Annotated in this window: 8 protein-coding genes and 3 pseudogenes; 10 read left to right on the top strand and 1 reads right to left on the bottom strand. The window is 37.3% G+C overall.

Going from position 1 to position 12,732, the window contains the following annotated elements:
- The 8 genes and pseudogenes from CXY28_RS08095 to CXY28_RS08860 all read left to right on the top strand — a co-directional run.
- A partial coding sequence (locus CXY28_RS08095; RefSeq protein WP_073423031.1) for an outer membrane beta-barrel protein occupies positions 1–120 on the top strand: 120 nt, incomplete at its 5' end.
- A gap of 8 nt (positions 121–128) precedes the next feature.
- On the top strand, positions 129–1,766 hold the full coding sequence (locus CXY28_RS08090; protein WP_100980418.1) for a class I SAM-dependent methyltransferase: 1,638 nt from the start codon (positions 129–131) through the stop codon (positions 1,764–1,766).
- Positions 1,732–2,574 (top strand): glycosyltransferase family 9 protein, encoded by an 843-nt coding sequence (locus tag CXY28_RS08085; RefSeq protein WP_100980416.1) that lies wholly within the window; start codon positions 1,732–1,734, stop codon positions 2,572–2,574. The genes CXY28_RS08090 and CXY28_RS08085 overlap by 35 nt, the downstream gene beginning before the upstream one ends.
- Positions 2,575–2,619: 45 nt before the next feature.
- Entirely contained in the window at positions 2,620–4,419 is a 1,800-nt protein-coding gene (gene typA / locus CXY28_RS08080; RefSeq protein WP_100980414.1) for a translational GTPase TypA, read from the top strand.
- A gap of 15 nt (positions 4,420–4,434) precedes the next feature.
- Positions 4,435–5,327: pseudogene (locus tag CXY28_RS08075) on the top strand (DNA adenine methylase).
- Positions 5,328–5,329: 2 nt separating this feature from the next.
- Positions 5,330–5,953: pseudogene (locus CXY28_RS08070) on the top strand (GIY-YIG nuclease family protein).
- A gap of 95 nt (positions 5,954–6,048) precedes the next feature.
- Entirely contained in the window at positions 6,049–7,104 is a 1,056-nt protein-coding gene (locus CXY28_RS08065) for a DNA cytosine methyltransferase (RefSeq protein WP_100980410.1), read from the top strand.
- Positions 7,097–7,849: pseudogene (locus tag CXY28_RS08860) on the top strand (restriction endonuclease). Before CXY28_RS08065 ends, CXY28_RS08860 begins: the two are co-directional and overlap by 8 nt.
- 233 nt (positions 7,850–8,082) lie before the next feature.
- Here CXY28_RS08860 and CXY28_RS08050 read toward each other — a convergent pair.
- Entirely contained in the window at positions 8,083–9,027 is a 945-nt protein-coding gene (locus CXY28_RS08050; RefSeq protein ID WP_100980406.1) for a catalase family peroxidase, read from the bottom strand.
- A 287-nt stretch (positions 9,028–9,314) separates the two neighbouring features.
- On the opposite strand from CXY28_RS08050, the gene hofC reads away from it, so the two are divergent.
- Both hofC and hofD read left to right on the top strand, forming a co-directional pair.
- Positions 9,315–10,901: an outer membrane beta-barrel protein HofC gene (hofC, locus tag CXY28_RS08045; protein ID WP_100980404.1), complete on the top strand. Its 1,587-nt coding sequence runs from the start codon at positions 9,315–9,317 to the stop codon at positions 10,899–10,901.
- Positions 10,902–10,971: 70 nt separating this feature from the next.
- Positions 10,972–12,369 (top strand): outer membrane beta-barrel protein HofD, encoded by a 1,398-nt coding sequence (hofD, locus tag CXY28_RS08040; protein ID WP_100980402.1) that lies wholly within the window; start codon positions 10,972–10,974, stop codon positions 12,367–12,369.
- Positions 12,370–12,732 lie beyond the last annotated feature (363 nt).

Below are 12,732 nucleotides of genomic sequence, written 5' to 3'. Positions count from 1 at the left end.
GGCTTGAAAATCCCTTTAGCGGTGAACTCCTTTTATGAAACGCATGGCAAAGGGTTAAACACTTCCCTCTTTTTCAAACGCCTTGTGGTGTTCAATGTGAGTTATGTTTATAGTTTTTAGGGGGGTAAATGCCTTCAAACGCTCTTTTGATTGAAGAAATCGCTCGCTTAGTTAATGTTTCTCATAGCAGCGTGCATAACTGGATCAAAACCAATCTTTTAGAGAAACTAGAGATTGATCATAAAATTTATGTGAAAACAAGCTCTTTTTTAGATTTTTGCCGTAACCATTTAGGGAAAAACAAACTTAACAAATACGCTAACAAATCCTTAAAAGGCGCGCATAACCATCAAGAATTGATTTTAAAATACCTAGAAATATTAGAAAATAGCTCTGATTTAGAAAAGTTGGGTTCTTATTATGAAGAAGAGCTTTCTAACACCACCAGAAATTTAGAAGGCATTTACTACACTCCTAATAAGATAGTAGAACAACTTTTCACTCTCCCTAAAGATTTTGATACCTCCCAAGCGATTTTTTGCGATCCGGCTGTGGGGAGTGGGAATTTTATCATGCATGCTTTAAAACTGGGTTTTAAGGTTGAAAATATTTATGGCTATGATACGGACGCTTTCGCTATCGCTTTGACTAAAAAGTGTATTAAAGAGCGTTATCATTTAGATTGCCCTAATATTATGCAAAAAGATTTTTTAAACTTAAAACACACCCCGCAATTTGATTGCATTTTCACCAACCCGCCATGGGGTAAGAAATACAACCAAAACCAAAAAGAAAATTTCAAACAGAAATTCAACCTCTCTCAAAGCCTAGATAGCACGTCGCTCTTTTTTATAGCGAGTTTGAATTGTTTAAAAGAAAACGCTCATTTGGGGCTATTATTACCAGAAAGTTGTTTGAATATTGATGCGTTTAGCAAAATGCGAGAAATGGCTCTGAAGTTTCAAATTAGAAGCCTGATTGATTTTGACAAACCCTTTAAAAATCTAATGACTAAGGCTGTGGGTTTGGTGCTTAAAAAAACCCCTAATAAGGATCAAAAAATCTCATGTTTTTATCAAAATAGCAAGTTCAAACGCTCGTCCTCTTCTTTTTTTAACAACCCTAAAAAGATTTTTAATATCCATTGCTCTAATAAAGAAAATAAAATTTTAGACCACCTTTTTTCCATTCCCCATATGACTTTAAAAAATAACGCTCATTTTGCTTTAGGGATTGTTACAGGCAACAATAAAGAAAAATTACACTCCAAACAAGAAAAAAATACCATTCCTATTTTTAGGGGTTCAGATATTTTAAAAGACAGATTAAAAGCCCCTAGCCAATTCATTAACGCTGATTTAAAAGATTGCCAGCAAGTCGCTCCCTTAAGTCTTTATCAGGCTAGAGAAAAAATCGTGTATAAATTCATTTCTTCAAAGCTTGTCTTTTTTTATGACAATGAGCAACGCCTTTTTTTAAACAGCGCGAACATGTTTGTTTTAAAAGAAAATTTCCCCATCAACGCTCATGCGTTAAAAGAATTATTAAACAGCGATTTAATGCAATTCATTTTTGAATCGCTTTTTAAAACGCATAAAATTTTAAGAAAAGATTTGGAATGTTTGCCCCTATTTGTGCAATTTATTAACGATAATTTTGATGAAAAATTTTATTTAAAAAATTTAGGGATAGAAAAAAAAGACTCTAAACATTTCACCATCAGGAAAAATCATGCATGTTGCTTGTCTTTTGGCTTTAGGGGATAATCTCATCACGCTTAGCCTTTTAAAAGAAATCGCTTTCAAACAGCAACAACCCCTTAAAATCCTAGGCACTCATTTGACTTTAAAAATCGCCAGGCTTTTAGAATGCGAAAAACATTTTGAAATCATTCCTATTTTTGAAAATATCCCTGCTTTTTATGACCTTAAAAAACAAGGCGTTTTTTTAGCGATAAAGGATTTTTTATGGTTGTTGAAAGCGATTAAAAAGCACAAAATCAAACATTTGATTTTAGAAAAACAGGATTTTAGAAGCGCTCTTTTAGCCAAATTCATTCCCATAACCACTCCAAATAAAGAAATTAAAAATGTTTATCAAAACCGCCAGGAGTTGTTTTCTCAAATTTATGGGCATGTTTTTGATAACCCCCCATATCCCATGAATTTAAAAAACCCCAAAAAGATTTTAATCAACCCTTTCACAAGAGAAAATTATAGAAATATTTCTTTAGAGCATTTAAAAATCGTTTTAAAACTTTTAAAACACTTTTGTGTTACGCTTTTAGATTTTGAAGAACGATACGCTTTTTTAAAAGATAAAGTCGCTCATTATCGCGCTAAAACTAGTTTAGAAGAAGTTAAAAACCTGATTTTAGAAAGCGATTTGTATATAGGGGGGGATTCGTTTTTGATCCATTTGGCTTACTATTTAAAGAAAAATTATTTTATCTTTTTTTATAGGGATAATGACGATTTCATGCCGCCTAAGAATGAAAATTTTCTAAAAGCTCATAAAAGCCATTTCATAGAACAGGATTTAGCCAAAAAATTCCGCCATTTGGGGCTATTATAATATTGTGTTATACTTCTAATTTCAATTTTGCTTGTTAGGACATTCATGAAAAATATTAGAAATATCGCTGTAATTGCGCATGTTGATCATGGGAAAACCACTTTAGTAGATGGCTTACTTTCTCAATCTGGCACATTTAGTGAGAGAGAAAAAGTGGATGAAAGGGTGATGGATAGCAATGATTTAGAAAGAGAAAGAGGCATTACTATCCTGTCTAAAAACACCGCTATTTATTACAAAGACACTAAAATCAATATCATTGACACTCCCGGGCATGCTGATTTTGGGGGCGAAGTGGAGCGTGTTTTAAAAATGGTGGATGGGGTGTTGCTTTTAGTGGACGCTCAAGAAGGGGTCATGCCTCAAACTAAATTCGTGGTTAAAAAGGCTTTGAGTTTTGGGATTTGCCCTATTGTGGTGGTGAATAAAATTGATAAGCTTGCCGCTGAACCGGACAGAGTGGTGGATGAAGTTTTTGACTTGTTCGTAGCAATGGGGGCTAGCGATAAACAATTGGATTTCCCTGTCGTGTATGCTGCTGCTAGAGATGGCTATGCGATGAAAAGTTTAGACGATGAAAAGAAAAATTTAGAGCCTTTGTTTGAAACGATTTTAGAGCATGTGCCAAGCCCTAGTGGGAGCGTTGATGAGCCTTTGCAAATGCAAATTTTCACGCTTGATTATGACAATTATGTGGGCAAAATCGGTATCGCTAGGGTGTTTAATGGCTCGGTTAAAAAGAATGAAAGCGTGCTGTTGATGAAAAGCGATGGGAGTAAAGAAAATGGCCGTATCACTAAGCTTATAGGCTTTTTAGGGCTGGCTAGGACTGAGATTGAAAACGCTTATGCGGGCGATATTGTAGCGATTGCTGGGTTTAACGCAATGGATGTGGGCGATAGCGTCGTTGATCCCACTAACCCCATGCCTTTAGATCCCATGCATTTAGAAGAGCCTACGATGAGCGTGTATTTTGCTGTCAATGATTCGCCCTTAGCCGGGTTAGAAGGAAAGCATGTTACTGCTAATAAGTTGAAAGACAGGCTCTTAAAAGAAATGCAAACCAATATCGCTATGAAATGCGAAGAAATGGGCGAAGGCAAGTTTAAAGTGAGCGGGCGTGGGGAATTGCAAATCACTATTTTAGCTGAAAATTTGCGCCGTGAAGGGTTTGAATTTAGCATTTCACGCCCTGAAGTCATCATTAAAGAAGAAAATGGCGTTAAATGCGAGCCTTTTGAGCATTTGGTGATTGACACGCCCCAAGATTTTAGCGGGGCTATCATTGAAAGATTAGGCAAAAGAAAAGCCGAGATGAAAGCGATGAATCCCATGAGCGACGGCTATACAAGATTGGAATTTGAAATTCCTGCAAGAGGGCTTATCGGCTATAGGAGCGAGTTTTTAACCGACACTAAGGGCGAAGGCGTGATGAATCATAGCTTTTTGGAATTCCGCCCTTTTAGCGGGAGCGTGGAATCGCGCAAAAATGGGGCGCTCATTAGCATGGAAAATGGCGAAGCGACCGCTTTTTCCCTTTTCAATATCCAAGAAAGAGGCACGCTTTTTATCAACCCCCAAACGAAGGTTTATGTGGGCATGGTCATTGGCGAGCACAGCCGGGATAATGATTTAGATGTCAATCCTATCAAATCCAAGCATTTAACCAACATGAGAGCGAGCGGGAGCGATGATGCGATCAAACTCACCCCGCCTAGGACTATGGTGTTAGAAAGAGCGTTAGAATGGATTGAAGAAGATGAGATTTTAGAAGTTACCCCCTTGAATTTAAGGATCAGAAAAAAGATTTTAGACCCTAACATGAGGAAAAGGGCGAAAAAATAAATAGAATTTTTTGGGATGCATGCCAATTTATTCAACCAAAACGCTAGTAAAAAAGATATTTTTTTGCACAATTTACGCTCTAATAATGGGCGTTACAAACGCTACATAAAGGCCCCTTTAAGATATGGTGGGGGTAAATCTTTAGCTGTAGGGTTATTAGCCCTTTTATAGGTGGGGGGAGCGTAGAAATTGCATGCGCGGCAGAGTTGGGTTTAGAAGTGTTGGGCTTTGATATTTTTGACATTTTAGTGAATTTTTATCAAGTGCTACTCAAAGACAAACAAGCTCTTTATAATAATTTGCTCTCTTTAGAACCTACGCAAGAAACTTACAACATTATCAAACAAGAGTTAAAAGCCCATTATAAAAAAGAATGCACTTTAGACCCTTTAATCTTGGCTAGAGATTATTACTTTAACTTTAATTTAAGCTATGGGCCAGGATTTTTAGGATGGATGAGTAAAATTTACACTGACAAAGAATGCTATCTAAACGCGCTTTTAAAAATTAAAGGTTTTAACGCCCCTAGTTTAAAGGTGGAATGCTCTAGTTTTGAAGAAGTGTTGCTCGCTTACCCTAATGATTTTTTCTATCTTGACCCCCCTTATGTGTTAGAAAATTCTAAAATGTTTAAGGGGATTTATCCTATGCGTAATTTTCCTATCCACCATAATGGTTTTAAACATGAAGTATTAGCTCACATGCTAAAAAGGCATAGAGGGCCATTTATTTTAAGTTATAATGACTGCGAATTTGTAAGGAATGCTTATAAAGATTTTAAAATTTTAGAACCATCTTGGCAATACACTATGGGACAAGGCGAGATCAGAATGGGTAAAAACTGCTTAGAAAGAGGCGATAATAACCATGTCAAACAATCTCATGAGTTATTGATTGTCAAGGAGTAAAAATGCATATTGGCAAAGTCAAAACTGCCTTTAAAATCGCTGATGTAGAATATGTGAAAGACAGCACAAAGTTGAATTTCAACTATCTTAAGGATTTGAAAGATGAAAACAATCAATCTTTATCTCAAAATATTTTAACTCAAAATGTGGCTAGAGTGTATTTAATTGTAGTGGATGGTGGGATTAAAAAAATCGGCGGTTCTCAAGCAGATGGTGGGATTAAAAGCACGCTCAATATTTATAAAGATGGGGGAGTCAAAGGGAGGCCTAGTATTAGAAGTTTTGGTGTGTGGTATTTTCTTTATCACACAATACTCACAGGGGCTAAAATAGAATTTTACATGATTTATCAGCCTAATTTTGAAACTCAAGTGAAAGGCTTGTTTGGTTTTCATGCAATCAAAGACGCAAGCATCAGCTATAAACTTTTAGAGCAAGCTTGCCTAACAGATTATAGAAACAATAACAATGACGCATTACCCGAATGGAATGAGCAAGAGCAAGGCAAAGATTAGCCAAATGATATTAAAGATGAGCATGCCAATACCACTCAAAAAGCTCAAAACAGAGAAAAGGCCATCCATAGAAACGCGATTGACAAACCTAGCGGAACTTTAAAAGATTAAAGAAACAATCTTAACCCAATCTCAAAAAAAGGCTTTAAGTTACTAGATACATTTAAAATTAAAGTATGGGTTTAGATGAAAGGAAAAAATAAAATTTGTATAAAGTAGCAGATATTTTTTGTGGTGCTGGAGGATTGAGCTATGGCTTTTCTGTGCATCCCCATTTTGAATTGGTATGGGCCAACGATATAGACAAAGACGCTATTTCAAGCTATCAAGCCAATCATAAAGAGGCACAAACCATTTTATGCGATATTGCGCAACTTCATTGCCACAACTTGCCATGCGTTCCAATTGACATTCTATTAGGCGGACCACCATGCCAGAGCTACTCCACGCTTGGCAAAAGAAAAATGGATGAAAAAGCGAATCTGTTTAAAGAATATTTGCGGCTTTTAGACTTAGTAAAACCAAAAATATTTGTTTTTGAAAATGTGGTGGGTTTAATGTCTATGCAAAAAGGGCAATTGTTCCAACAAATTTGTAACGCTTTTAAAGAGAGAGGTTATATTTTAGAGCATGCCATTTTAAACGCCCTAGATTATGGTGTGCCTCAAATAAGAGAGCGAGTGATTTTAGTGGGCGCGCTTAAAAACTTTAAACAAAAATTCCACTTCCCCAAACCCATAAAAACGCATTTTTCTCTAAAAGACGCTTTAGGGGATTTACCACCCATTCAAAGCGGTAAAAATGGTGATGCTTTAGGTTATCTTAAAAATGCGGATAATGTTTTTTTGGAATTTGTGCGGAATTCTAAAGAATTAAGTGAGCATAGCAGTCCTAAAAACAATGAAAAACTGATAAAAATCATGCAAACGCTAAAAGACGGGCAGAATAAAGATGATCTGCCAGAAAGTTTACGCCCCAAAAGCGGTTATATTAATACCTATGCCAAAATGTGGTGGGAAAAACCAGCCCCCACCATTACGAGAAGTTTTTCTACCCCAAGCAGTTCTAGGTGTATCCATCCAAGAGACTCTAGAGCGTTAAGCATTAGAGAGGGGGCAAGATTGCAAAGCTTTCCTGATAATTATAAATTTTATGGGAGCACTAGCGCTAAAAGATTGCAAATTGGCAATGCCGTGCCGCCTTTATTGAGTGTGGCGCTCGCTCATGCTGTCTTTGATTTTTTAAGGGGTAAAAATGTTTGATAATAACGATTTTAAAGGTTATAGAAATTTATTGGGTTTTAATTCTCAAAATGCGTTTAAGGAATTTTTAGGCGCTAAAGACATACAACCTTGCGTTGATTTCAATTATTTAAACGCGCTCAAAAAAAGGCTGGTTGAAATTTTTAGCGCTATCAATAGTATTTATTGTTTTAAATATAATGAGTATGAATTGGAATGCTTTTTTAAAAACTCCATAGAGCGAGTGTTTTCAAAGATAGTGGACACTCATATTATTTATAAGCTGAATAATCAAGGCAGAAGACCTGAAGAAGTTTGTTTTTCGTAGATGCGTGGGTTTTTAGTAGCGGAGTTTTTTAAGGATTTTATCGCTTGTCTTTTTAATACGCAAAAAGAAACCATCAAATTTTTTGGTGGTGATAATTTTGAGAACATAGAAAGCTTTAAAAGAAGTCCTAAAGCCGATTTTTTGTTGGACAATCATTTATTGCTAGAAGTTCAAAGCGGATTTCAAGGGATCAATGATATTAAAGAACATAAAGTTTTAGAGGCTAAAAGGCGTTTGATAACGGATAAAATTCCTACTATTGTGGTGCATTTTGATCTGTTTAACAGGCAAGTGGCGTGCGTAGAAATTTCTCAAATCAAAGACAATGATTTGAATTGGATAACCCACCAACAAATGGAAGGGCAGAGCGTTTTTAATGTTTCGCAAAATTTTTTTGATTACAAAATTACAGAAATACCTAATAAGCCGCTTTCATAAAAACCCATAATACGGTCTAAATAAAATACAAGATAATAGCATTAAAAGGTGGTAGGTGGATTGAATGTTAGTTATTTTTTGCCCAACATCCAACATGAGTGTGTGTGCCTCAAATAAGAGAGGAAGTGTTTTAGTGGGCGTGCTTAAACGCTTTAAACAAAAATCCCACTCCCCCAAACCCATAAAAACGCATTTTTTTCAATCAACTTATATTTTTATTCGCCTTAGCCTTTTTATTGCCTCCTGCTAAAAGTGATCCCATAAACTTCATTCCTGATTTGGAATAAGGGATCAGTAGGGGCTTCTACGCCTTTAGGGAGATCGGCTGGGAAATACACATCTTTATTGCAACCCATTCCTTCGTATTCTTCAACTTTCAAGGTCCCTATTAATAATTCCTTGTGTTGGCCTTTCCAAAGCGCGGTCGTATCGTTGGTGGCATCATTTTTATTCGCAAACACCAGATACATTTGGTATTCTATGGGTTTAGTTTTAAGGTGTTGTTGGAATGAAGAAAGCAGATAATTTGAATCTTTTTGCTTTAATTCTTGGGGGTTAAGATACTTAACGCCGTCTTTAGGCACAAATTTCCATCTCGCAGATAATAATTCCTCTTTCTTATCTTTAAACCTGAACGCATGCACGCTGTAATAAGGCGTGTTAGCCACGCTTGAGCTGATCCCTATCGTTTTAGTGTAAGCGGCAAAATTCCTATAAGAGGGGACTTCTTCATAAAGCTTTTTGATTCTTGCTTCATCCACCTTGCCATTTTTAGGGATCCTCATCTCAAAAAATTGGGCGAATTCGTTAGGGTTTTTGGCAAAATTGATTTCTGTATTGAGCATCACCATTGTCCAGCTGGCGTTTTGATTTTCTAATTTTAACGCCATTCCCCTAACTTTGCTTTTATCATCCATCGCCACGCCTCCTAAAGAATACCTAACAGATGCAGGGATTTCTTTTTCATTGAGTAATGGTACATCTAAATCCTTTTTTGCTTGTGCATTAGGGAGGAACACGCCTTTAGCGCAAAACCCTTTAGTGTGGTTGATTTTCATTTTAGGCTCTTTGGCGTTGAGTTTGTAGAAAATATCCGCAATCTCTTCAGCGCTCACTTCATGGGCCTTTAAAAAACCCAAGCTCAAAACCAAACACAAGCTCAAACCAATTTTTTTCATTTTTGATCCTTAATTATTATTTTTATATAAAACAACGCTTTCTATTGTATCAGTAAATTCCCTATTGAGCCTTAAAAAAGCCTTTTTTTAATATCTTATTAGGATATTAAAAGATTATCCTATCCATTTAAATGCTCATTAGCAAGCTTTTAAGGATAAACTTGTGTTTTAAATTTTGTGATTTTTAAGAAAAATTAGCTTGATTTTAAACTAAATCTATATTCTTTTATGCTACAATTATCTTTACAGAGTAATTTATCTATTCTCAGGTAAAGTAAGGAAGAGGAATGAAATTAAAGAAACGAAAAGTTGTAGCTACATTGCTAAAGCGTTTTACCTTGCCACTATTGTTCACTACGGGTTCATTAGGGGCGGTTACTTATGAAGTGCATGGGGATTTTATCAACTTCTCCAAAGTGGGTTTTAACCATTCGCCTATTAACCCTGTTAAAGGTATCTATCCCACAGAAACTTTTGTTAACCTTACAGGTAAGCTAGAGGGGTCTGTGCATTTAGGTAGGGGATGGACCGTGAATTTAGGCGGTGTTTTGGGCGGACAGGTTTATGATAGCACTAGGTATGATAGGTGGGCGAAGGATTTTACCCCCCCAAGCTATTGGGATAAAACTTCTTGCGGCACTGATTCTATGAGTCTTTGTATGAATGCTACTAAATTGTGGCAGCAATCAGGGCCAGGTGGTGTCATTAACCCTAGAGGTATTGGTTGGGAATATATGGGTGAGTGGAACGGCTTGTTCCCTAACTACTATCCGGCTAACGCCTACTTGCCTGGTGGATCAAGGCGTTATGAAGTTTATAAAGCGAATCTTACCTATGACAGCGACAGAGTCCATATGGTAATGGGGCGCTTTGACGTTACGGAGCAGGAGCAAATGGATTGGGTTTACCAATTGTTCCAAGGGTTTTATGGGACTTTCAAGCTTACGAATAAGATGAAGTTCTTGCTCTTTAGCTCTTGGGGTCGTGGTATCGCTGACGGTCAATGGTTGTTCCCCATTTATCGTGAAAAGCCTTGGGGTATTCATAAGGCGGGTATTATTTATCGCCCTACAAAGAATTTGATGATTCACCCTTATGTGTATCTTATCCCAGAAGTAGGCACATTGCCTGGTGCTAAAATAGAATACGATACCAATCCTGAGTTTAGCGGTAGGGGTATTAGAAACAGAACGACTTTCTATGCGTTGTATGACTATCGCTGGAATAACGCTGAATACGGCCGTTACGCACCCGCTCGTTATAACACTTGGGATCCGTTCTTGGATAATGGTAAGTGGCGTGGCTTACAAGGTCCTGGTGGTGCGACGCTCTTTTTACGCCACCATATAGACATTAACAACTACTTTGTGGTTGGTGGTGCTTATCTCAACATCGGTAACCCTAACATGAACTTAGGTACTTGGGGTAACATCATCGCTGTGGATGGTATCGAACAATGGGTTGGCAGTATCTACAGCTTAGGGTTTGCGGGGATTGACAACATTACCGATGCTGACGCGTTCACTGAGTATGTTAAAGGTGGAGGTAAGCATGGTAAGTTCAGTTGGAGTCTCTACCAACGCTTCACTACCGCTCCAAGGGCATTGGAATATGGTATTGGTATGTATCTAGACTATCAGTTCAGCAAACATGTTAAAGCGGGTCTCAAACTCGTGTGGTTAGAGTTCCAAATTCGTGCGGGTTACAACCCTGGAACCGGTTTCCTTGGGCCAAACGGTCAGCCGCTTAACTTGAATAATGGTTTGTTTGAATCTTCTGCATTCGCACAAGGTCCTCAAGACATGGGTGGCATTAAAAAGAGTATTACCCAAGATAGAAGCCATTTGATGACACACATCAGTTATAGTTTTTAAGAGAGTTCCCCTATCTCTTAGATATGCCTTTTTTGTATTTTTATTTTAATATCTTTGGGAGTTAGGGTTTTTGGAAATTAAGAAATATTTTTTTTACTCTCTATTTTTTTTGCTTTTTTTTAGTCTTTTTTTGTCCAAACTTCAAGCTTATAAATTCAACATCAGCATTGTTGGAAAGGTGAGCAGCTATACCAAGTTTGGCTTTAACAACCAAAGATACCAGCCTTCTAAAGACATTTATCCTACAGGTAGCTACACTTCTTTACTCGGCGAATTGAATTTGAGCATGGGTTTATACAAGGGTTTGAGAGCGGAAGTGGGGGCGATGATGGCAGCGCTCCCCTATGACTCTACCGCTTATCAAGGCAACAATATCCCTAACGGCCAGCCTGGCTCTAGGACTGATCCTTTTGGGGCGGGTATCTTTTGGCAATATATTGGTTGGTATGCGGGGCATAGCGGTTTAAATGTGCAAAAACCTCGTTTAGCCATGGTGCATAACGCTTTTTTGAGCTACAACTACAAAAAAGACAAATTCAGTTTTGGCGTGAAAGGGGGTCGCTATGATGCTGAAGAGTATGATTGGTTCACTTCTTACACTCAAGGGGTTGAAGGCTTTGTCAAATACAAAGACACCAGGTTAAGGGTGATGTATTCAGACGCTAGGGCTTCAGCGTCAAGCGACTGGTTTTGGTATTTTGGGCGTTACTATACAAGCGGTAAGGCTCTAATGGTAGCGGATTTGAAATACGAAAAAGACAACCTAAAAATCAACCCTTATTTTTATGCGATCTTTCAAAGAATGTATGCGCCAGGCATTAATATCACTTATGACACCAACCCCAATTTCAACAATAAGGGCTTTCGTTTTGTAGGCACTTTCGTGGGGTTTTTCCCCATTTTTGCCACTCCGGCTAATCAAAATGATATTATCCTCTTCCAACAAGTGCCATTAGGCAAGAGCGGGCAAACTTATTTCTTCCGCACTCGTTTTTACTATAATGAGTGGCAATTTGGGGGCAGTGTCTATAAAAATATCGGTAACGCTAATGGTGATATAGGTATTTATGGGGATCCTTTGGGGTATAACATTTGGACGAATAGTATTTATGACGCAGAAATTAACAATATTGTTGGCGCTGATGTTATCAATGGGTTTTTGTATGTAGGCTCACAATATAGAGGTTTTAGTTGGAAAATTTTAGGCCGTTGGACGGATAGCCCAAGAGCTGATGAAAGGAGTCTCGCGCTCTTTTTGAGTTATTTTTCTAATAAGTATAATATTAGAATGGATTTAAAACTAGAATATTATGGCAATATCACCAAAAAAGGCTATTGTATTGGGTATTGTGGCATGTATGTTCCAGTCGATCCTAACGGGCCTGGCACGCAACCTTTAACACACAATGTGTATTCTGACCGAAGCCACATCATGTTTAACATCACTTATGGTTTTAGGATTTACTAGTATTTATCCTTAATGGATATTTTTGATTAGCCTTTTTAAAATATTAAAAGGCTCTGCTCCAATCAAATATCAATACTCAAAAAGCCTTATTTGATTTTATTATTCAATATTTAATACACTAGAACAAAACACCACACCCCGCGCAGTTTTTCAACAAGCTAAACGAGTTTAAAGATGATGTTTTTACCACACCCAAAGCTAAAGAATACATTGACATAGCGAGCGGTTTTCATAAGCTTTTCAAAAACGACGCTAAGATCGCAGAGAGCCTAAAGCCCGCTACAACGAAAAATTTAAGCCAAGGTTTAGCCACCTCGTTAAGCGGAGCGTTAAGATACCAATGGACTAAATTTACTTTAGGAA

It is taken from the genome of Helicobacter pylori (assembly GCF_002832345.1).
Classification (GTDB): Bacteria; Campylobacterota; Campylobacteria; order Campylobacterales; family Helicobacteraceae; genus Helicobacter; species Helicobacter pylori_CP.
Note: the sequence above shows the minus strand (reverse complement) of the source record. Positions and strands in the feature narration are given on the sequence as shown.